Below are 21,234 nucleotides of genomic sequence, written 5' to 3'. Positions count from 1 at the left end.
GTCATGCATTCAGGGGGTACGTGACTTACTATCAAATTGCTAGTGAAACGAGCTTTACGCTTATCGAAGGAACACGGGATGGACGCTCAAAGTCACGCAAAGGGCTATTGGTACGGCAAGGACCCTGGTCAAAAGGCCATAGCCATCGACGTGCTGAACGCCCTGCGGGATTACCGTGCTTCCGAGCAAGCGATGCGGCGCAGGACGCGTTCGTCCATGGGCATGGGCGAAAAGGACCTCCTGGCGCTGCGTTATCTGTTCGAAGCCGAGGCCGACGGCAAGGTGATGAAGCCGAAGGATCTGGGCGACAAGCTCGGCATAACGTCGGCGTCCATGACAACCCTGATCGACCGTTTGGTGGAGTCCGGCCATATTCGGCGGGAACCCCACCCCACCGATCGCCGGGCACTGATCCTGAAGGCAACGCCTGGCTCGGACCAGGAAGTACGGCACACCTTGGGCGGGATGCATCGGAGGATGCTGGATGCGGCGTGCGCTTTGACCCCCGAAGATTCCCGGGTGGTGGTGCGCTTCCTGCAGCACATGCGCGAAGCACTCGACACGATTGATGACGAGACTGAAGACGGTGCGCATCCTGAGGGGCCCGCCCAGTCATGACGTGAGGCTCCACTGCAGGATGAAAATGAGCGTCACCAGGAATCCTGAACCGTAGTTGAGCCAGATGAACCGCCGCCATGCCACATTGGTGCGTGCCGCCGTCGTGTCCGTGACGTTCCAATAGCGTGCGCAATTGATGATGTAGGGGACGGCGATGATCGCCGCGAGCGGTCCGGGCCACGGAGTGGCCAGCATGGCCAGTCCGGCAACCAGCCAGAGCACGACGGCGAGCCTCACCGTCCGGCGGGCACCGATGACTGTTGCTATGGAGCCGATCCCGGCCTGACGGTCGGGTTCGATGTCCTGGACGGCGCCGAACGCATGGGCCGCCATGCCCCACAGGAAGAACGCCACCAGAAGGATCACCAGGCCGGGCGTCACGTCCACCCCCGCCAAGGCCAGTCCGACGACGGCGGGACTCACGAAGTGCGTACTGGACGTCAGCGAGTCCAAGACAGGGCGTTCCTTGAAGCGGAGTCCTGCGACGGAGTAGGCCACCACGGCGAAGGCGCTGACGGCCAGGCTGATCCATGCCGCAGGCCCGCCGGCGAATGCCAACACCAGCAGGAAGGGAACGTTGGTGATGGCTGCGAGCCACAGCATGGGGCGATGGAGCCTCGGCTGGAGGAGCGCGCCTTCCATGCCGCCTTTGCGCGGGTTTTTGAGGTCCGACTCGTAGTCGAAGACGTCGTTGATCCCGTACATGGCCAGGTTGTAGGGGATCAGGAAGTAGAAGGTGCCCACGATCAACACCCAGTCGATTTCCCGCGTGGTGAGGAGCATGGCCGCGGCAAACGGGTAGGCCGTGTTGATCCAGCTGACCGGCCGTGATGCGAGTAACGCCTGTGGGATAAGGCCTTTGAGGTTACCCCCACGGTTGGATTCTCCGGAACGCTTGCGCGTCAGCCACATCCACAGACCAGGCAATGCCACGGCGCCGGCCAAGGGGTAGGCGAAGTCCTCGATGGGTGCCAGGCCTACTTTGAGGCCAAGGATGTGTGCGGAGTCGTAGTGGAAGAGTTCCATGCCGATCATGACGGAGTCGAACACCGCCGTGAGGACGGCGAGCGCAGCGAACGCGAGGCCAACGGCTTTCCAGTGTTTGCCGCTTTCACCAGGACGGGCGCCCTGACGAGCAAAGATCACACCCGCGGCGACTGCCGCGGCGATGAAAGCGAGCGCGAGCCACAGGTAGGTCATACGTTCTCACGCTCCCGTGCTCTTTCACTGCGTTTGGCCGGAGTCCGGTCAAGAAGCTGCCGTGCGCCTGTGTACAAAACCATGGTGCACAGCACCAGGAAAAGCAGGAATACGGGTTCCTCTATTGGCAGTTCTGGTGCCAGGAGCAGCCCGGTGGCGATGGTGCCTTCGCCGCGCAGAAAGATCCCCAGGCCGATGCCGGCCACGTCCCAGCCGAGCAGGAACAAGACCCCGACGGCGGTCACGATCGCCGCCGCTTTTGCGTCCCGCCAGAAGAACAGGCGGAAGCGGTGGTCGAGCAGAAGCATGCAGGTGATGCCCATGAGTAACGACGCCAAGTAGAGAAAACCCATCAGCCAATCCTGCTAGCTACAGGCCTCACAGTGGTAGGGCCGGTGCTGTGATCGCCGCGGATTCGCTTCAGGACCAGCTCGGCACTGATGAGGCACATGGGCACGCCCACGCCTGGAGCGGTAGTAGCCCCGGCGTAGTACAGGCCGCGAACACGCTTGGAAGCATTCTGGGCCCGGAACATGGCGCTTTGCTTCAGGGTGTGTGCCGGTCCCAGCATGCCGCCGCGCCACGAGTTGTAGTCCCGGGCGAAGTCGGCCGGTCCGATGGTGTGCCGGACCACCACTCGTTCGCGGAGATCCGGGATGTTGGCCCACTGGGCGATCTGGTCGATGGCGGCGTCGGCGGTCCGTTCGATGAGTTCGTCGCCTGCGCCGTCGGGTCCGCCTGCTCCCAGCGAGGGGTCGGCGGGGATGGGAACCAGAACAAAAAGATTCTCGTGGTCCTTGGGTGCGACGCCGGGGTCGGTGGCGCTGGGTTTGCACACGTAGATGGAGGCGGGATCCGGGATGCTGGGGTCGTCCCCGAAGATTGAGGCGAAGTTGGCCTCCCAATCCCGGGTGAAGAACAGGGAGTGGTGGGGAAGATCCGGCAGGGAACCTTTCACGCCCAACATCACCAGGACTGCGCCGGGCCCACTGGTCCGGCTCTGCCAGTACTTCTTGTTGTAGCTCCGGTCCTGGACTCCGAGTAGTTGTGTCTCGGTGTGGTGGAGGTCGGCGCCGGATACTACTTGGTCGGCAACGCTGTAGTGCTCCGCGCCGGAACTGTCGCGCCACTTGACGCCGGTGACTTCCCGGCTGTCTTTGCCGGTAAACCATGCAGGAAGTTCCAGGCCGTCAAAGCGCCCGATCTTCTTGGGGTGGGCCGCCTCGCGGGTGGTGATCTTGAGGGCTTCGGCCCCCGTGTGGATCCTGACTCCCGCGTCGATGGCCAGGGTTTCCAAGCGTTCAACCAGCGCCCAAAAACCGCCCATTGGGTATTGCACGCCGTCGCCCAGGTCCAAGGCACTCATGAGGTGGTACATCGCCGGAGCAGCGGACGGGCTGGTGCCCAGGAAGACCGCCGGGTAACCGAGGACCTGGCGAAGGACGGGGTGCTGGAAGCGCTGCGAGACGTATTTGTCCAAGGGCGTCAGCAGTAGCTGGGCGAGCTTGGGCAGGCTCCGCACAACGTCCGGTTGAAGCAGTGCCTGCAGTTTGGTGAACGGGTTGTAGAGGAAGAACCGTTCAGCCATCTTTGTGGTGTGTTGCGCCGAAGCGAGGTAGGAACGGAGTTCCTTGGCGCTGCCGGGCTCAACGCTTTCGAAAGTGTCCAGAACCTGGTCGCTGCCAAGGGGGATGGTCAGCGGGTCCGGCCGCACGCCGTCGTGGTTTGGCTCGCTGAAGATCCGGTACGCGGGACTGAGCGTGCGCAGATCCAACTGTTCGGCGGTGCTGGTGCCGAGCAGCTCAAAGAAGTGATCGAAGACGCCCGGCATCAAGTACCAGGAGGGGCCGGTGTCCCAGCGGAAGCCGTCGCGTTCGAGGCTTCCGGCGCGGCCACCCACTTGGTGGCGTTGTTCGAGGAGCTGGACCTCGTGTCCTTCGTGGGCGAGGAGTGCGGCGGTGGCAAGCCCAGCGATGCCACCACCGATCACCACTGTCCGGGTCATCGCTGAAGCTCCATCCACGTTGAGGCGACGGCACGGGCGGCGAGCCCGGCTTTTACCGTGTCCGGTACCCGGACCCGGGATCGGTAGAGCTCGTCCACAGTGGTTTGCTCAATTCTGTCCGTCAGTGCCTGGAACAGTGCTGAGGCGCTCCGGACGGCGGCCCTGGCGTCACGCGGCAGCAGGGGAATGACGGCGTTGGCATCGGCCAGCTGCGCACGGATGGTACGGACCCAGTCCATGCGCTCGCGGTCCTCAAGGTGGTCCGAGGTGCCAAGGTAGCTTCGGCCCAGGCGGGTTGTGTCGTCGGCCAGGTCCCTCAGGAAGTTGATGTTCTGGAAGGCAGCACCCAATCTGCTGGCGCCGTACTCCAAAGCCGCGGCGTCGCCGTCGTCGATGTTCTCATCCCGCATGAAGACGCGCAGGCACATCAGCCCAACAACCTCGGCGGAACCGTGAACGTAGCCGTCGTGGGCGTCGGCGTCGAAGCGCAGCGGGGCCTGCTGTGGGGCCTGCTGTGGGGCTACAACGGGCGAGCCTTCAGTGTGCTCGCCAAGGTCCATGCGCATGGAGTCAAAGAACGGATCGATGAGCGAGTCATCAATCCTTGCGGTGCGGGCTGTCTGGGCGAACGCGTGGATGATGAGGTCGCTGCTGTAGCCGAGCTGGACGGCCCTGTGTGTCTCGTCAATGAAGTGGGTCAGGGCGTCGCACTGCTCCTGGTAGCTCAGGCCGGCTTCGGCCGTCACTCCGTCAACGAGTTCGTCGGCCACCCGCACCAGGGCGTAGATGTTGCGGACGTGCTGGCGGTGCCGGGAACCCAGGAGCCTGCACGCCAGGCCAAACGAGGTGGAGTAAGCGGAGATGACCTGGTTGGCGGCACGTTCGGCCGTGCGGGTGAAATGCGTGAATGAGGTATCCGTCGCGACGCTCATGATTGCCGTCCCTCCAGCTGTCCCGCGAGATCGAGCATCACGTTGCGGACACTTTCCGGGATGGTGCTGGTCAGTTGATGGTTGAAAGCTTGCATTTGTTCCTCGATGAGGCTTTGGACAAATGCCTCGGCCCCGCAGTCGGTGAGATGCCGGCGGACATGCTCGCCGTCTCCGACGCTGAGTTCGGGCCTGCCGAAGAAGGGTTGGATATCCGTCCACGCGATGGTGGTCCGTGCGTGGGCGATGATGGCCGTCTCCTTGCCTTCGCGGAGGTCCGAAAAGGGATCCTTACCGTGCCGGCGAGGATCCCCGAAAGTGGACAGGAGGTCGTCCTGGAGTTGGAAGGCGAGGCCAAGATGCCTGCCGGCTGTTGCCAGCGCATTTTCGATCCCGAAGTCGGCGCCGGCCAGCGTAGCGGCGGCTCGTAGCGGAAGTTCGAACGTGTAGGTCGCTGTCTTGTAGCCGCACATCACCAGGATGGTCTGGAGGTCCGGGGCAATAATGCCGTCGCCCAGGCCCACGTCCAATTGTTCGCCCGCTACGGTCTCGTTGATGGTGTGTTCCAGGAGGTCCAGCAGCCGCAGGCGGAGCTCGTGGGGGAGGTCTGCGCGGGCAAAGGACTGGTGTGTGGCGGCAAGGAGCATGTCGCCCATCAGGATGCCGCCGGTCTGGGCCCAATGAAGGCCGTTGCCGGATCGGGCGCTATCTTCGCCGGTGGTTTGGGCGCCGGCGGTTTGGGCGCGGGCGGTTTCGCCGGCTTCGGCGAGGAGGGATCCGATCAGGTTGGGGTGTCCGCGGCGGACGAGGTCGCCGTCGATCACGTCATCATGCAGGAGGAAGGCGTAGTGCAGGAGTTCGATGGCGGCGGCGATGCTGATGGCGGTTTCGCGGTGGCGTGGTTGTGCGGAACGGCGGTGTTCCTGCTGTAGGGCGTCGTAGGTCTCCATGAGCAGGAGCGGCCGAACGAACTTGCCGCCGAGGACGTTCTGGCCGGCGAGCGCCCAGAGTCTGGCGAAGTCCGGTCCGTAGGCTGTTGCTGCGCTGGCCCTCTTGCCGATCAGCCCGCTGAGCTCGTTCTCGATCGCGGTGCAGAGATCGGTCCGGCCACGGACGGTGTTTGAGGTGACGGTCATGCTTGGGCTCCAGCTTGGAGTGGCAAGGCGTCGGCCTCGAGGAGCTGAGGGAATTGAAGTCCAAGCCAGGGGCTGAACGCGGCCGGCGTGTGTTCAAGCGCGTCGGCGAGCAGCGCAGGCGAGATCCAGGCCCAGTCCGCAACTTCGGCGGGATTTGGCTTCAACACCCCGGCGATGCGGGCTGTGTATACGGGGCAAACTTCATTCTCGACGATCCCCAGGGGGTCTACGGCCCTGTAACGGAAGTGCGGGAGGACCAGGTCAATCCTGGTGACGTCTACTCCGAGTTCGAACTGTGCCCGCCTGAGGATGGCATCCTCGAATTCCTCGCCGGGGCCGGGGTGGCCGCAGAAGCTGTTGGTCCACACCCCGGGCCACGTCTTTTTCTCGGGTGAACGGCGGGTGAGGAGAACTTCCCCGACCTCGTTGAGCAGGTAGCAGGAGAATGCCAGGTGAAGGGGGGTGTTGAGTGTGTGGACTCCTGCTTTGGGAGTCTGCCCAATGGGCGTTCCTTCGTCGTCAAGGAGGACTACCATCTCTGTCGCGTTCATGTTGCGCCTTCCTCCGCACCTTCGTTTCTGCCTAAACCCGAATATTGCTAGACAAGCTAGAAGAAAGGCTACCATGTAGGAAGTTGGGTGTAACATACCAAACATGTCCAGATCTGAAGATATACCCGAAGAAGCCGGGACCCCGGTATCTGCCGGCATTTATCATCTGGACGCCAATGACCCACATCAGGAACTGGTGGATCGCTCCGGCCTTTCCGGCGAGGACGTTGAGCAGATCAGCGAGCTCATGGCAGCGCTGGGACGGCTGCGCGAGGCCGAAGAACGCCTCTCCGACGCCTCGCTCAGATACATGAAACTCAACCAATCGGACATGCGCGCACTGCACTATCTGATTGTCTGCGCCAATCACGGTGTTATTGCCACACCCGGCGCCATCGCGTCCAGATTGCACATCTCGACGGCGTCAACCACCAAGCTGCTCGACCGGCTGGAACGCGCCGGGCACGTCACACGACACGCCCACCCCTCCGACCGCCGCGCGCTCGCCATCGCCATTACTCCCGAAACGCACGCGGCCGCCATGAAGACCGTCGGCCGGCAGCAAGCCAAGCGGTTCCTGGCCGCAGCGCGCCTCACCCCCTCCGAACGGAAGACGGTTGCGCGCTTCTTGGATGACATGGCGCAAGAGATCGAGGTTTCCGGTGAAGCGTGGGCTGGTTCTGGGGCGCAGCCCGGGGTTTAGGACGGAACCCGGCACCAGTGCCGGACGCCCGGTTCAGGAATCTCGGTTCAGGAATCAAATCTCGGTTCAGGAATCCCAGTTCAGGAATCTCAGTACAGGAAGATCGGCAGCCAGTCCCTGTTGTGCGCATGAACCAGCGCGAGGAACAGCACCAAGTCGAAGAGCAAGTGCACGGACACCACGTAGGTGAAGGATTTGGTGAGCTTGAACGTGTAGCCCTGGAGCAGGGCGAAGGGAAACGTCAACAGCGGACCCCACGACTGGTAGCCGATCTCCCACAGGAATGACGAGAACACCGCTGCTTGCAGGAGGTTGGCCAGCCAGTCCGGAAAATGTTGGCGCAGCAGGGTGAACGTGGTGCAGATGAAGAACAGTTCGTCCCAGATTCCCACGGCGTTAACGCCAAGGAAGAGCCTCCAGAAGATCTCCGGATCGGAAGCATCCGGCCAGTTTTGGTAGACGCCCGTCCTGATCAGGTACACCGGCAGGATGAAGTACCCGAGTGCAACCACGCCTATGAGGTACAGCTTCGCGGCCAGCGGCCACTTGCGGCCCGTGTTCACCGGGAATCTGATGATGTCTTCCCGGTAGAGGAACCGCGACACGAGCCACGGCAGCAGCACAGCCAAGGCCAAGGCGCCGCCCATGAGGGCCATGTGCTCCGTGCTGAGGTCAGCGTTGAGGGGCACCAGGCTGAAGATGGTCATGCCTGCTGCGATCAAGGCGAGGTGCCGCATCAGTTGGTGGTCGATGAACGCTGCCGTCGCCACGCTCGCCACCAGCAGGCCGTAGCCGAGCATCCCGTTTCCCCACGCAAAGAGGGGCACGCCGGACATGGAAAGCAGTGCCGCAGGCAGCAGCTTCCACGTCATTGCGGTCCGGGGTAACTCCGTTGACATGCGTGTCACCCCTCCAGCATGTCAGGGCTTCCCGTCCTGCAACACGTTTTCCCTCGTCAGGAGTCATCCCGGTGTCTCAGGTGCAGCGATTCGTCTGTAAGATTCGTGACAGGGCCCACACGTTTTTCGTGGTGGCTCCGTCATGGCTGGCTTTGCCCAGTGGGGGACACACAAAGGAATAATTTATGGCTCAAGACGCGGGCTCTTCACGACCGGAAAGCGGCGACTCCACAAAGGGTGACGCTGCGGCATCACCGGCCGGAGAAGACATGACCATGCGCGAACAAGTGCTGGACATCATCGAATCCATCCTTGCCGACAGCGATGCGCGGAGCGAAGGCGTCAGGAACAATCTTCGCGCGCTGCTTGATGCACGCCCCGAAGACCCGGAGCGCGTTCTGCTGGAGCACTTGCTGGGGACCCGCAAGACGCAGGGCTCAACGGCCAAGGTACCGGTCCAGCGTGAAGCAGCCAGCCTGCACTTGGAGTCCTCGGACATAGCCCGGACCGTATCGGTCCCCGTCAGTCATGAAGTCCGCGAAGGTATCCAATCCATCCTCGCGGACAAGCTCCTGTTGACAGCCTTCCAGCCTGTTCACGCGCTGCCCGGCGGCGAAGTGGTGGGTGTGGAGGCGCTCACCAGGTTCGTCGGTGAAGATGGCGCCGGTGCAGATGTGTGGTTCAACGAGGCAGCGGCAGCCGGCTTGGGCACAGAACTCGAAATTGCGGCACTGCATTGCGCCCTGACGGCCGCACACGATGTCCCCGAAAACATGTCCGTTGCGCTGAACCTCACTCCCGCAACGTCCAGCGACCCCCGTGTGCGGAACCTGCTGGCCGCGGCGACGCTCGCCCCGGACAGGATCATTATTGAACTGACCGGCAGCTTGGATGCCGTTGGAGGACAAACCGGCGACGACGGGCTGGGCCCACTGCGCACCCTGGGTTTGCGCCTGGCCATCAGCGCGTCCGGAGCCGCTTTGGTTTCCATGGAACGGATTGAACAGCTGCGCCCGGACATCATCAAGCTGGATCGACACTTGATTGAAGGTATTGAAAGCAGCGACGGACAAAAAATCCGGGCCAGGGCCATCGTGGAGCTCGCGCGCGAAATCGGTGCGGACATCATTGCCGAGGGCATCGAAACAGCTGCTGAGCTTGATGAAGTCACTGCGTTGAAGGTGACGGCAGCGCAGGGGTACCTCTTGGGCCGCCCCTCCGTTCACCCCTTGGACTGGTCCGCGTGGAGCATCCGTGCGCAGACCGAAGCACAGCCCGCAGGCTAGCCAACTGCCCGGCATTTGGGTGACTCGCGTAAAGTAGCATGCGGGGGTTTTTCGGTCCCAAAAAATCGGGGACTGCTAAGGCAGGGACCCACCTAGCCAGGAAGTTCTTCGTTGATGGACAGTTTTTTCAGTATGCTCGCGGATCTTCGCGATAAAACAATCCCAGCGAGGTTGGCGGCACGCATGAACTCCCCGCGGGGCCTTCTGTGGGGCTTCGTGGTGATTCACCTGGTGTTTCTGGTCTTCGCCGCCGTGCTGTCGTTGCGCGGGGAGGCCTTCAGCGACACCTTTATCTACCGTGACTGGGCGCTCGCAGGATTCAACGATGCCAACCTGAGCGGTGGTCCCAGCCCCTGGGTGTACCCCATCCTGGCGCTGATTCCCATGGGCCTGGCAGCAGTTGCCGGCCCCGGCCCTTTCTTCTTTTTGTGGGTCCTGCTCACCACGCTGTTGAACGGTTGGGCGGTCCTCAAGCTCACTGACCGCGGCCGTCGGCAGGAAGCAATTCCGGCTGCCTGGTGGTGGCTGGTCTTCGTCTTCCTCATGGGCTGGTTGGGATTCGCCCGTGTTGACGGGCTGACTGCCCCCATAGTGCTGGTGGCACTGGTCTACGGCGCCACGCGGCCCTTCGTCGCGTCGATCCTCCTCAGCGTCGCCACCTGGGTGAAGGTGTGGCCCGCGGCCGTCATGCTGGCCCTGTTCGCGGTGGTCAGGAAACGCCTGCACGTTGTGGCGGCAGGAATTGCGACGACGGCGGTGGTGGTTGGGCTGGCCGCGGCAGTTGGCGCCGTGCCCAAGTTGCTGAACTTCCTGACACAACAGGGAGACCGTGGCATGCAGCTCGAAGCGACCTTCACCACTCCATGGTTGTGGTTGTCGGTCCTCGGCGTCGGGGATTCGCGCATGTACATGAACACCGACATCAATTCCATGCAGGTTGACGGACCCGGCACGGCGCTCATGTCCGTGTTGATGCAGCCGCTCCTGCTCCTGGCTGCGGCCGCCGTCGCCGGTCTAACCTTCTGGGCACTGCACCAGGGGAAGCTCAACGGAGGCGTGGACCGCACGGAGCTCCTCCTTTCAGGAGCCCTCACCCTGGTGACCGCCTTCATCGTTTTCAACAAGGTGGGTTCACCACAGTTCATGGTGTGGCTCGCTCCGGCCGTGGCTGTGGGACTTGCGCACAACTGGAAAGAGTGGCGTGTGCCGGCCACCATGCTGATAGTGATCGCGGTTGCCACCTACTTCATTTATCCGCTCTTTTACGATGCGTTGAGCCACAACAATCCGTGGATGGCGCTGGTCCTTACTATCCGTAACGTCCTGCTGGTGGTCCTCTTCTTCTGGTCAGCGCGTCGCTTGTATTCCCTGGGCCGTAAGCCATCCGTGGTCACGGCACCTGCAGGCAAGGAGCACTAAGATTTCAGCGACGTTCTTCGACCGGCTGGTCCAAATCCGCAGCCGGGTCCTGCCCCCTGCCGTTGTGGCGTGGTTCGCCCGCCCCTCCAGCGTGTGGTGGGGATTCGCCGTGGTCCACTTTTACTTCCTGTGCTGGATGGCGTCCTTCTTCCTCAACGGCAACACCTTCAGCGACACTGAGCAGTACCGTCAGTGGGCGATGGATGGTTACAACCCGGAGAACCTCAGCGGGAAAATCAGTCCGTGGGTCTACCCCGTACTTGCCCAGATTCCCATCTTCCTGGCAGGCATTGCCGGTCCGGATCTCTACTTGTTGATGTGGACCCTGGGGATCACTGCCCTCAACGCCCTGGGCCTCTGGTACCTGACGCGCGGCCCACGGCGTGTTACCGGGATCGCGCCCGCATGGTGGTGGCTGTTCTTCACCGTGTTCATGGGGTATCTCAGCTTTGCCCGGGTTGAGGGCATCACAGCCCCCATCGTGCTGATCGCGTTGATCTGCGCAGCCCAAAGGCCCGTTGTTGCGTCCGTCCTGCTGAGCATCGCGACGTGGATCAAAGTGTGGCCGGCAGCGGTGCTGGCACCCATGATCATTGCTTCGAAGAACCGGCTGCAGATGGTCGCTGCCGGGGTGGGCGTCACCGTCGTCGTAGGCCTTGGAACGTACCTCGCCGGTGGCTTCAGCCACATCCTGGACTTCTTGATCAACCAGGGTGAGCGCGGCATGCAACTGGAAGCTACTTTCTCCACGCCCTGGGTGTGGCTCAGTGTCTTCAACATTGCCGGATCCAAAATGGCGGACAATACGGCCATCAACTCCACGGAGGTTTACGGGCCCGGTGCCGAGGTTGCTGCGTTCCTGATGCAGCCATTGCTGATAGTTGCCGCTATCGCGGCCGCCATCCTTCTCATCCGTGCCTTGAGGCGGGGAGCGGAGCGCGAGGAACTGTTCCTCGAGGGCGCCTTGATGATGACTACCGCGTTCATCGTGTTCAACAAGGTGGGCTCGCCGCAGTTCATCATCTGGCTGGCCCCTGTGATCATTGCCGGGTTGACGCACGACTGGAACCGTTGGAAGGTGCCGGCGGCCTTGCTGATGGCCATTGCCATGACCACGTTCGTGATTTATCCGCTGTTCTACACCCCGCTCATTCACGCCCACCCGGTCATGGCTGCGGTGCTGACCACCCGGAACGTCCTGCTGGTGGTACTGCTGTGGTGGTCGGTGCAGCGGACAGTGGAACTCGGGCGGCGAGTAAAGCACGACGACGCCCCGGTGGTCCCGAAAGCGCTCTAGCGGATAGTCGGAGGGCGGTGGAGCAGGCGACGGTCAGTCTGCCCCACCCAGCGCGATAACTTGCCTTGAACCAGCAGCCTGCGGGTATGGATGTCCAGGAACACCAGGTAGAACGCGAACAGCAGCGCAATGGCGAATGCCAGCGAGGACAGGTCCACGGAGACCTCCACAAAGGACCATACCGACAACTGATCCTGCGCTCCGAACACCACAAAGAACGTCACCCCCACGTAGAGGCACCGCATCTGCCAGTCATCCCTGATCCCCGTCACAGCCAGGAACGGGACGAACCACAGGATGTACCACGGCTGGATGATGGGGGAGAGCAGCACGATCGCCGCGAAGGCAAGCGCCATTCTCCGAACCACCCTGGAATGGTCCCCGCGGAACATCAGCACCAGCACCAAGGCCACAGCGCCCCACTTCATGGCGGCTCGCAGAATGTCCGCCATGGCATTGCCGGGAAGCCCCAGGGCATTGCCGAGGAACTCGATCTGCTGGCCTATGAAGCCGGACGGCGAGTAGCCCGTAAAGCCGGGGGTGGGGTCCGTGATGGCCCACGCCCAGCCCAGGCCAAGGCCGTAGGGGATGCCGCTGATCACCAGGATGGCGAAGCTAATGCTGGCCGTTGCTGCCCAGATTCCAAACTTGCGCGGCCAGGACGCACCGGCACCTGCCCACATGAGCCCGATGAAGGGGAGCAACAAGACGGTGGCGGGTTTGATTCCGATGGAAAGTGTCACCAGCAGGATGCCCAGGAGTGGCCGCTTGGTTGCCGCGAAGTAAGTCCCCGCTACAGCGAAGCCCACCATGATGGCGTCGTTATGGGCACTGGCCACGAAACTGATGAGGAACAACGGGTTGGCCACCGCGATCCACAGCGCACGTGCACCGTTGATCCCATGGAGCTCCGCGAGCTTGGGCACATAAATGACGCACAACAGCACCCCGCCTGCGGCAAGTAGCCGGAACAGCAGGACTGATACGTCCGGCTGGGCGCCCGTGATGGCAACCACGGCGTGGGCCATCCACAAGAAGTAGGGGCCGTACGGAGTACGGGCTTCCGCCCACGCCGGGTCCGCGCCCAAGGCGAACCAGTTGTTCAAAGCCGAGATGCCGACGTCGTAAGGGTCCTGGCCCTCCATCATCAGCCGGCCTTGGCCTATGTACGCGTAAACGTCACGCGAATAGACGGGCACAGCGAACAGCAGGGGAAGAGACCAGGCTCCGATCGCAGCGACAATCGGTTTGAGGGAGTTCCCCTCCCAGCTGCCCATCCGTTGGCCCAAACGCAGCCAGGAACGCACCAGCAACATGGCACCCACGGTCAAGAGGACAGCGGAGACCGTGACGCCCCAGCCCTCAGTGCGCAGGGCAATGACTATGGGATGGCGGATCATGGGGGAGCCATTGGCGATCCAGCCGATGCCAATAGAACCGGCAAACATGAACAAGGAGCCAAGGAACCCTTGCAAAATAGCGGGATACGCAACGGGCTTTGTTGCTGGTGTTGTTGGTTTCGGGGACTTGGTAGCAGTGGAGGTAGACGGGCTTGCTGCTGCTGAGGTCTCTGGATGTGGACTGGGGGTACTGCCTGCCGTCATGACTGGTCGGTTCCCCCACTCACGGTATGGCGCTTCCAAGAAATGAAACGCGGATTGAAGCCGAAGAGCTTGTACTTGCGGCAAGTGAAATTTTAGCGTCGATCCAGCCAACACCACCACAGGCGCGGCAAAGGGTGACGGACTCCATAGCCGTGCACCGTTATGCCGCGGAATATTCCCCTGATGTCATGACTGCTGAGGAATGGTCCCCGGGTCCCGGCCTATATATGCTCCTGGAGGCATGCTTGCTCCGAATACGGGGCCTGGCTCCGGCCGCTTTGCGTGCCGCCCGTCGTCGGCCTTTCGCTGCGTCAAGCGGCGCACCACCCACGGAAACAGGTGCTCCCGCGCCCAGATCATGTCGCCCGCGCGCGCCTCACGCCAGTTCCGCTCAGGCAGGGCCTTGGGCGTCAGCGGTTCCAGGGAATGCGGGACGTTGAGTGAATCGAGCACCATGATGGCAATGGTGTGTTGACCCAGCGGGGAAAAATGTAGCCGGTCCGCATTCCACATGCGGGGGTCCGTGAGTTGGCGTAATGCCCAGAGGTCGGCGATCAGGGCATCATGCCGTGCCGCAACGACCCTGATGTTCTCGTTGAAAATGGCCACTTTGCCGCGGGCGAGCCCCAGCACAGGGGTAGCGCCAAAGTCCGGCCCGGCAAAGAGCAGGATGGTTGCGCCGGTAGCTGCCAGCCGCTCAACACCCGCGTCCAGCTCGAGGGCGAGCTTGTCCGGATCGCTCCTGTGGAAGAGGATGTCGTTTCCGCCGGCGTTGAGGGTGATCAGATCAGGGCGCAGCTCGATTGCCGGGCCCACCTGCTCGTCGAGTATTTGGTGGAGCAGCTTTCCGCTGATGGCCAGGTTGGCGTAGGCGAAATCCTCATGACCAGTGCTCAATTCCTCGGCAACCCGGTCCGCCCAGCCTCGGAGGCCGCCGGGGCTCCGCGGTTCGGGATCCCCCAAACCTTCCGTGAACGAATCGCCCAAAGCCACATAACGGCTCCACGGGTGCTGGCCGGTCCGGAAACTTCCGGAACCGGCCTGCCCCGAGCCATCCGTATATTGGGCGTTCATCTCCCCATAGTGCGCCGAATCATCGGGTTTTAGTACAGTTAATGCCCCTAAGAGCGCGTCTTCCGGGCGATATCTGTATCGAAAATCCCCATCAACCGCTGCATCTGTTCCCCGGCGTCGCTCCCCGGCGCCGGGGTGTAGACCACTATGTGCAGGTCCGGCCTGTCCGAAGGCGAGACCTGGTGGTGCTCCATCTGCAGCACTCCGACGGCGGGATGGTGAAACTGCCGTTCGCGGGACTCAAAGCCCAGGATGTCGTAGCGGTCCCAACTTTCCTGGAACTCCGGGCTGGCTTCCTTGAGCCGCTCCACTTGGTAGGCCACGTCCGGGTCTCCCAGCCGCTGCCCGGTTTCTGCCCGGAACTCCGCAAGGAACCTTTTGCTGGTGACGTCCCAGTCCGGGAGCAGGTCCCGGACATAGGGGTCAGTGAACACCAACCACAACAGGTTCCTGTCCGCGGCGTCGAACGTTCCTATATTCGGGTACAGCGCCTCATAGGCGCGGTTCCACCCGGCCACGCCCCAGTCCGGGGACAACGCATAGGACGGGTTGGGGTCCAGCGCGTCCAGAAGCCGTTGCACATGGGCGGGGGCATCGGCCGCCACGGGCCCTTTGGGCAGGGCAGAGGAGTAGCCACCCAGGGACAGCACGTAGCTTAGGCCGGTGTCCGAGAGGTGCAGTGCGCGGGCTATGGATTCCAGGACCTGCCGCGACGGGCTGATGTCCCGGCCCTGCTCCAGCCAGGTGTACCACGTGACGCTGACCCCGGAGAGGAAGGCGATCTCTTCCCGTCGGAGACCGCGTTCCCGGGACCTGCCCACCGGGGGCAACCCGTAATCGGAACGCAGGGCCTGGGTCCGGCGCGTCCTGAGGAACAGTCCCAGTTCTTTGCGTCTCTCATCTTTCACGGGCTCAACACTATTACTCTGGTACTACCAGTACTAGTAGCAGCACCGTCTTCCGCCCTGTGACGAACGACAGCAGGATGGTATTCATGCCTGCACTACGCTCAAGAACTGTCACCCACGGCCGCAACATGGCCGGAGCCCGCGCGCTGTTGCGTGCCTCCGGCGTTGCCAACACGGACATCGGCAAGCCGATCATTGCCGTCGCCAACTCCTTCACCGAGTTTGTCCCCGGCCACACCCACCTCGCTCCAGTGGGCCGGATCGTCTCCGACGCGATCCTCGCCGCAGGCGCCGTGCCGCGCGAGTTCAACACGATCGCCGTGGACGACGGCATCGCCATGGGCCACTCCGGAATGCTCTACTCGCTGCCGTCCCGTGACCTGATTGCCGACTCCGTTGAGTACATGGTCAACGCACACTGCGCTGATGCCTTGGTCTGCATCTCCAACTGCGACAAGATCACCCCGGGCATGCTCATGGCCGCCCTGCGCCTGAACATCCCCGTGGTGTTTGTTTCCGGGGGGCCCATGGAGGCCGGCCGCGTGACCCTGACCGACGGATCCGTGCGCTCCCTTGACCTGGTGAACGCGATTGCCGACGCCGTGGACGAGTCCATCTCCGATGAAGACATCAACCTGATCGAAGAGAACGCCTGCCCCACCTGTGGCTCCTGCTCAGGCATGTTCACCGCCAACTCCATGAACTGCCTGGCCGAAGCGATCGGGCTGGCCCTGCCGGGCAACGGTTCCGTGCTGGCCACCCACACCGCCCGCAAAGCGCTGTACGAGAAGGCCGGTTCCACGATTGTTGAGCTGGTGAAGCGCTATTACGACGGCGACGACGACTCCGTATTGCCGCGCGCAATCGCCACTGCCGAGGCTTTCGACAACGCCATGGCCTTGGACATCTCCATGGGCGGCTCCACCAACACCATCCTGCACTTGCTGGCTGCGGCCCAGGAAGCAGGCGTGGACTACGGCCTGGCCGAAATGGACGCCAAGTCCCGTCAGGTTCCCTGCCTGGCCAAGGTGGCTCCGAACGTTGCCGGCAACAAGACCTATTACATGGAAGACGTGCACCGTGCCGGCGGCATCCCGGCGCTGCTGGGTGAGCTGAATCGTGGTGGCCTCCTGCACAAGAACGTCCACTCGGTGCACTCCAACGACCTTGACGGCTGGCTGGATGATTGGGATGTCCGCGGCGGCAAGGCAACGGAAGAAGCCAAAGCGCTGTGGCACGCCGCTCCCGGTGGTGTCCGGTCCTCCACAGCTTTCTCGCAGTCAAACGTATGGACCTCCCTGGACACGGACGCTGAAGATGGCTGCATCCGGTCGGTGGAGCACGCGTTCTCCAAGGACGGTGGTTTGGCTGTGCTGCGCGGCAACGTCGCAGCGGACGGCGCCGTGGTGAAGACTGCCGGTGTGGACGAGTCCATCTGGATCTTCGAAGGCCCCGCAGTGGTGTGCGAGTCACAGGACGAAGCCGTGGAGAAGATCCTGAACAAGACCATCAAGGAAGGCGACGTGGTGGTGATCCGCTACGAAGGACCTAGAGGTGGACCCGGTATGCAGGAAATGCTCTACCCAACCTCGTTCCTCAAGGGCCGCGGCCTGGGCAAGAAGTGCGCCCTCATCACGGACGGCCGCTTCTCCGGCGGCACCTCCGGCCTGTCGATCGGGCACATCTCCCCGGAAGCTGCCTCCGGCGGCACCATCGCCCTGGTGGAGAACGGCGACATCATCAGCATCGACATCACCCAGCGCGCCCTCCAGTTGCAGGTCTCCGACGAGATCCTCGCCGAACGCCGCGAAAAGCTCCTGGTCAACGGCGGCTACAAGCCCAAGGACCGCGAACGCCACGTGTCTCCCGCACTGCGCGCCTACGCCGCCATGGCGCTGTCCGCAGACAAGGGCGCAGTCCGCGACGTCTCCCTGGTGGAAAACCTCTAAGGGTTTCGTTTTCAACAGAAAGCCGCCTGCCGTCGTCGTACTTCACCAACGTACGACGACGGTGCGGCGCCAACAGAACCGTCGACCTGCCCGGATGGGCAGGTCGACGGTTTTAGTTGAGGGCTGGATCAGTTGATGGCTGCCTTCAGTTCCTTCGCGGCCAGCTCGGGATCTGCGGCACTGTAGATGGCACTGCCGGCGACGGCGACGTCGGCGCCCGCCAGTTGCACTGCTGCGATGGTCCCAGCATTCACCCCGCCGGCCACGGAGAACGGGACGCGTGCTTCCTCGCCCGCGTTGAGCAGGGTGCGCAGGTTGTAACCGGGCTGTGCCTGCTCATCCAGGCCTGCATGGAACTCGACGAACTTGGCGCCCAGCGCGCGAACTTCCTTGGCCCGGGACACCTTGTCCGCCACGCCGATCAGGTCTACTACGATGCCCTTGTTGTGCGCCTTGGCGGCCTTCACCGCGCCGGCAATGGTGGAGTCGTCAGCGGTGCCCAGGACCGAAACGAGGTCCGCTCCAGCCTTGAACGCTATATCCGCTTCGAGCTCGCCGGCGTCCATGGTCTTCATGTCGGCGAAGACGATCTTGGTGGGGTGGGCATCCTTGATGGCGGTGACGGCGGTCAAACCGGCAGCCTTGATGAGCGGCGTCCCGAGCTCGATGATGTCCACGTGCTCGGCCACCTTGCCGGCCAGGTCAAGGGCGTCCTCGACGGTGAGGAGGTCCAGTGCTACCTGCAGTTTCATGGGTTCTTCTTTCTTTCGGAGGGTTTCGTTTGGAACGGATGGTGAGTGTTGGGGCGAAGCGGGTTTTGGCGCGAGCTATTCGAGGTTGGCGTGGCGCAGCCAGAGTTGCTCGGCGGGCTCTTCGGTGTTCTCCCACAGGGTTTGGAACACTGCTTCGGTTGCCAGGAAGAGGGATTGCTCAAACAGGCTGCCGGAGTATTGGCGGGAAAGGCCGGAGCCGTGATCGGTCTTTTGCACTGCGGGAATGATCACCAATGCATCGGCCATGCCGGCCAAAGGTGATCCCGGGTTGGTGGTCAGAGCAGCCACGTCCGCGCCGGCGGCGATGGCTGTTTCGGCTGCCTTGACCACGCCTGAGGTGGTCCCTGAGCCGGAGGCCACCACAAGGAGGTCGCCGGAGGTGATGGCAGGTGTGGTGGTGTCCCCGGCAACATGGACCGTCAAGCCCAGGTGCATGAGGCGCATGGCCGCCATGCGGAGAACCAACCCGCTGCGGCCGGCGCCGGCAAGGAAGATCCGCTCCGCCCTGCGGATCCTGCCCGCCAGGGCCGCCAGCTGGTGGGCGTCGATTGCATTGGTGGTGCTCACTATTTCGTCCTGGATCAGGGACAGGTTGAGGGCGACCTGGGCTGGTGTAGCGCTCAGGGAGGGCTTGTCTACTACGGCGTCCACACTCTCTCCTTTACTTGCCGTGGTTCTGCTTCCCTTCCAGCTTGGTGCAGTAACCGGGTGGGCGTAACGCTGATTTGGGATGGCTCTTCCCACCCCTTTGGGTAGTTTCTGCCGGGGCTGGGCACGTATGCTGGCCGGATGCAGAACTGGGCACTCCTCCACTCCATTAGCGATCTGGCAGCCGCGCCGCTGAACCGCATCGCCGAAGCCCTCCGCACCGCCACACTCCCGTTCCTCGCCAGCAGTGCCCTGGTGATCTTTACCGAGGACTGCACTGGGCGGCCCCAGAAGAAGGCGGGTGATGAAGGCGTGGTCAGCCGCGTATCCATCGCCGAACTGGACCGGCTGAGGTCGGCGATGCCCGGCGAGGTCCCATGGCGCACTTCCGCGCTCATCGCCGGTGAGGAACGGGAAATTCTCGCCTTGGGCTATGGGCCCAGTCAGGCGCTCCTGGTCCTGACCGACCCTTCGCCGGTTGAAGGACCGCAAAAGGAAGAGGAGGCACTTCGTCTGCTCAGCTATCTTTGGCGACTCACCGCCCGACGCATCCAGGAAAAAGTAACCGACGCGCCGCCGTCGTACCTTTTGGAATCGCGGGCGGCATCCGCTGAGCGGATCCGTGTGACGGCCGAGCTGATCGACCAGCACTCCACCACTCTGGAAACCCTGCTGGCGGCCCTGCGGTCGACCTCCATGGACGACGCCGCGGCCCGAACCTCAGTGACGGACCTCGCGGTCAAGGCTTTGGTGGACCTGCGGACGGTTAGCGACCGGACCAGCGATCTTGTGGAAGAGCCGGTGGTGACTGCGTTCGAGCGGCTTCGCGAGGATCTTCGGCCCTTGATGCACTTCAGCAATATCGACATTCAGTTCATCGAGCCGCCCGCCAACGGGCGTGCTCTGCCTGGCGAAGTAGCCCATGCTGCCCGCGCCGTCGTTCGCGGCCTTGTGTTGGCCATCGCGGAGCAGCCGGATGTCCGGCGCGTCCGTGCGCAGTGGGACTGCGACGGTGAGAACCTGCTGATCAACGTGCGCGACGACGGCCTTGGAGCCCTCACTCCGGACTCGCCCAGCATCACCCGGTTGCAGCAGCGGGTGCAGGCCGTTGATGGGCGGATGTCCCTTGACGTGATGCAGGGGTGGGGTGCGGATATCTCCGTGGTCTTGCCGCTGGACCCGCCGGCAGCGCCCATTGGTGACGTTGCCGTCTGGGATCTGGCGCCGAGGGAGCTGGAAGTTCTGCAGTTGCTCACCGCTGGGCAGCGGAACCGGAGCATCGCGGGCGCTCTTCATATCAGCGAAAACACGGTGAAGTTTCACATCCGTAACCTCTTCCGAAAACTCGACGTGCGTTCCAGGGCAGAGGCGATTGCCTTGGCGCACTCGGCCGGACTTCGCTAGCTGTACTTACTTCCTTGCGTCGGCGCATCTGCGGACACGCTGAGCGATGCGCCGACCGGTGATGGCAGAGAATATTTATTTCCCTTGGGGCGCGGGGGTCAAATGCGCCTCATTGTGGGCTATCTTGATCGTTATGCGGCCCCGGATCGTCAATTGGTGCATCGCCTCAATTGGCAGGTTGCTTAGCTAAAGGGGCTAATGTTCTACAGCACGTTTGCAATTGTTCCGTATCGATGAAAGGAAATGCCTTGGCTGTTTCTGTTGAATTGGGCAAAGCACTCGATAAAGCCTACGAGAACTCCACCCTTGACGAAATCCTGGCGGCCCCGCCGTCGGCGCTCGCCGGACTTACCGACAAGCACAGCGAACTTCTCGCTGAACTGGGTATCAAGACCGTCAGGGACCTCGGGAGCAATAAGTATTTCGCCACCGCCGGCGTGCTGGTCGCGCTGGCTGGTAAAGCCGGCTAACTCGCACCGCATCAGCGGACGACGGCGGGAGGTCCTCGGCGTCGTCCGCTGACTGTTACGGTGCTTCCGGTCAGAGTGGCGCGTCGATGCCGAGGTCTTCGAGTGCCCAGGACAATATCCGCAGCTCGAAGGGGTGCCGTTCCTGAATCTCAAAGACGTAGGCGTCAAGCTCGAGGACGGGAGCATTCCCTCCCTCGGCCCAGTACCTGATCCATAGGTCTTCGAGATCTATGGTCCGGTTTCGTATGAGCTCTCTCGCTGTTTTGCGTGGATCTTCCATGGCAGGTGTCCCGTTGCAAGCGGCGGGTCGCTCTCGGAGTAGATTAATCAGGTTCCTTACTTATGAACCATACCTTCTGCT

21 protein-coding genes are annotated in these 21,234 nt (G+C 62.8%); 8 read left to right on the top strand and 13 right to left on the bottom strand.

Annotated features, from left to right (window positions below; genetic code table 11):
* Nucleotides 1-78: 78 nt before the first annotated feature.
* Entirely contained in the window at nt 79-618 is a 540-nt protein-coding gene (locus EU811_RS02930) for a MarR family winged helix-turn-helix transcriptional regulator (RefSeq protein ID WP_187697067.1), read from the top strand.
* Here EU811_RS02930 and EU811_RS02925 read toward each other — a convergent pair.
* From EU811_RS02925 to idi, 6 genes are read right to left on the bottom strand one after another with little or no spacing between them, the layout of a single operon-like run.
* Nucleotides 613-1,818, bottom strand: coding sequence for a prenyltransferase (locus EU811_RS02925; protein ID WP_142937006.1), 1,206 nt, complete (start codon nt 1,816-1,818; stop codon nt 613-615). The two genes, EU811_RS02930 and EU811_RS02925, sit on opposite strands and share 6 nt — an antisense overlap.
* The gene (locus EU811_RS02920) at nt 1,815-2,171 is read right to left on the bottom strand and encodes a lycopene cyclase domain-containing protein (protein ID WP_142937005.1); all 357 of its coding nucleotides are present in this window, start codon (nt 2,169-2,171) and stop codon (nt 1,815-1,817) included. The genes EU811_RS02925 and EU811_RS02920 overlap by 4 nt, the downstream gene beginning before the upstream one ends.
* The gene (gene crtI / locus EU811_RS02915; RefSeq protein ID WP_142937004.1) at nt 2,171-3,823 is read right to left on the bottom strand and encodes a phytoene desaturase family protein; all 1,653 of its coding nucleotides are present in this window, start codon (nt 3,821-3,823) and stop codon (nt 2,171-2,173) included. Before crtI ends, EU811_RS02920 begins: the two co-directional genes overlap by 1 nt.
* Nucleotides 3,820-4,755, bottom strand: coding sequence for a phytoene/squalene synthase family protein (locus EU811_RS02910; RefSeq protein ID WP_142937003.1), 936 nt, complete (start codon nt 4,753-4,755; stop codon nt 3,820-3,822). Before EU811_RS02910 ends, crtI begins: the two co-directional genes overlap by 4 nt.
* Entirely contained in the window at nt 4,752-5,888 is a 1,137-nt protein-coding gene (locus EU811_RS02905; RefSeq protein ID WP_142937002.1) for a polyprenyl synthetase family protein, read from the bottom strand. Before EU811_RS02905 ends, EU811_RS02910 begins: the two co-directional genes overlap by 4 nt.
* Nucleotides 5,885-6,439 (bottom strand): isopentenyl-diphosphate Delta-isomerase, encoded by a 555-nt coding sequence (gene idi / locus EU811_RS02900; RefSeq protein WP_142937001.1) that lies wholly within the window; start codon nt 6,437-6,439, stop codon nt 5,885-5,887. The genes EU811_RS02905 and idi overlap by 4 nt, the downstream gene beginning before the upstream one ends.
* Before the next feature lie 103 nt (nt 6,440-6,542).
* Here idi and EU811_RS02895 point away from each other — a divergent pair, with 103 nt between their 5' ends.
* A complete protein-coding gene (locus tag EU811_RS02895) occupies nt 6,543-7,142 on the top strand; it encodes a MarR family winged helix-turn-helix transcriptional regulator (RefSeq protein ID WP_142937000.1) in 600 nt (199 codons plus the stop codon).
* Between the two features lie 89 nt (nt 7,143-7,231).
* On the opposite strand, the gene EU811_RS02890 is transcribed toward EU811_RS02895, so the two are convergent.
* Entirely contained in the window at nt 7,232-8,050 is an 819-nt protein-coding gene (locus EU811_RS02890) for a CPBP family glutamic-type intramembrane protease (RefSeq protein WP_142936999.1), read from the bottom strand.
* Between the two features lie 176 nt (nt 8,051-8,226).
* Here EU811_RS02890 and EU811_RS02885 point away from each other — a divergent pair, with 176 nt between their 5' ends.
* From EU811_RS02885 to EU811_RS02875, 3 genes are all read left to right on the top strand, one after another.
* Nucleotides 8,227-9,327, top strand: coding sequence for an EAL domain-containing protein (locus tag EU811_RS02885; protein ID WP_142936998.1), 1,101 nt, complete (start codon nt 8,227-8,229; stop codon nt 9,325-9,327).
* A gap of 114 nt (nt 9,328-9,441) precedes the next feature.
* Nucleotides 9,442-10,746, top strand: a complete 1,305-nt coding sequence (locus tag EU811_RS02880; RefSeq protein WP_142936997.1) for a glycosyltransferase family 87 protein — start codon at nt 9,442-9,444, stop codon at nt 10,744-10,746.
* Nucleotides 10,747-10,855: 109 nt separating this feature from the next.
* Complete coding sequence (locus EU811_RS02875) at nt 10,856-12,043, top strand: glycosyltransferase 87 family protein (RefSeq protein WP_342211711.1); 1,188 nt, start codon at nt 10,856-10,858, stop codon at nt 12,041-12,043.
* On the opposite strand, the gene mptB is transcribed toward EU811_RS02875, so the two are convergent.
* The 3 genes from mptB to EU811_RS02860 form a co-directional block, all read right to left on the bottom strand.
* Nucleotides 12,040-13,647: a polyprenol phosphomannose-dependent alpha 1,6 mannosyltransferase MptB gene (gene mptB / locus EU811_RS02870; protein ID WP_142936995.1), complete on the bottom strand. Its 1,608-nt coding sequence runs from the start codon at nt 13,645-13,647 to the stop codon at nt 12,040-12,042. The two genes, EU811_RS02875 and mptB, sit on opposite strands and share 4 nt — an antisense overlap.
* Before the next feature lie 186 nt (nt 13,648-13,833).
* Nucleotides 13,834-14,721 carry an SGNH/GDSL hydrolase family protein gene (locus EU811_RS02865; RefSeq protein WP_142936994.1) on the bottom strand — a complete coding sequence of 296 codons (888 nt, stop codon included), beginning with the start codon at nt 14,719-14,721 and terminating at the stop codon, nt 13,834-13,836.
* A gap of 47 nt (nt 14,722-14,768) precedes the next feature.
* Nucleotides 14,769-15,629: a helix-turn-helix transcriptional regulator gene (locus tag EU811_RS02860; RefSeq protein WP_142936993.1), complete on the bottom strand. Its 861-nt coding sequence runs from the start codon at nt 15,627-15,629 to the stop codon at nt 14,769-14,771.
* Between the two features lie 86 nt (nt 15,630-15,715).
* On the opposite strand from EU811_RS02860, the gene ilvD reads away from it, so the two are divergent.
* Complete coding sequence (ilvD, locus tag EU811_RS02855; protein ID WP_142936992.1) at nt 15,716-17,578, top strand: dihydroxy-acid dehydratase; 1,863 nt, start codon at nt 15,716-15,718, stop codon at nt 17,576-17,578.
* Nucleotides 17,579-17,706: 128 nt separating this feature from the next.
* Here ilvD and hxlA read toward each other — a convergent pair whose 3' ends face one another.
* Both hxlA and hxlB read right to left on the bottom strand, forming a co-directional pair.
* Nucleotides 17,707-18,330 (bottom strand): 3-hexulose-6-phosphate synthase, encoded by a 624-nt coding sequence (gene hxlA, locus EU811_RS02850; RefSeq protein ID WP_142936991.1) that lies wholly within the window; start codon nt 18,328-18,330, stop codon nt 17,707-17,709.
* A gap of 75 nt (nt 18,331-18,405) precedes the next feature.
* Complete coding sequence (gene hxlB, locus EU811_RS02845) at nt 18,406-19,002, bottom strand: 6-phospho-3-hexuloisomerase (RefSeq protein ID WP_142936990.1); 597 nt, start codon at nt 19,000-19,002, stop codon at nt 18,406-18,408.
* 138 nt (nt 19,003-19,140) lie between these two features.
* On the opposite strand from hxlB, the gene EU811_RS02840 reads away from it, so the two are divergent.
* Together EU811_RS02840 and EU811_RS02835 are read left to right on the top strand one after the other, a co-directional pair.
* Nucleotides 19,141-20,403 (top strand): helix-turn-helix transcriptional regulator, encoded by a 1,263-nt coding sequence (locus tag EU811_RS02840; RefSeq protein ID WP_142936989.1) that lies wholly within the window; start codon nt 19,141-19,143, stop codon nt 20,401-20,403.
* Nucleotides 20,404-20,651: 248 nt separating this feature from the next.
* Nucleotides 20,652-20,873 (top strand): hypothetical protein, encoded by a 222-nt coding sequence (locus EU811_RS02835; RefSeq protein WP_142936988.1) that lies wholly within the window; start codon nt 20,652-20,654, stop codon nt 20,871-20,873.
* Nucleotides 20,874-20,943: 70 nt separating this feature from the next.
* On the opposite strand, the gene EU811_RS02830 is transcribed toward EU811_RS02835, so the two are convergent.
* Nucleotides 20,944-21,153 carry a hypothetical protein gene (locus tag EU811_RS02830; RefSeq protein WP_142936987.1) on the bottom strand — a complete coding sequence of 70 codons (210 nt, stop codon included), beginning with the start codon at nt 21,151-21,153 and terminating at the stop codon, nt 20,944-20,946.
* Between the last annotated feature and the right edge of the window lie 81 nt (nt 21,154-21,234).

Source organism: Arthrobacter sp. TS-15, assembly GCF_006964045.1.
Lineage (GTDB): Bacteria > Actinomycetota > Actinomycetes > Actinomycetales > Micrococcaceae > Arthrobacter.
Note: the sequence above shows the minus strand (reverse complement) of the source record. Positions and strands in the feature narration are given on the sequence as shown.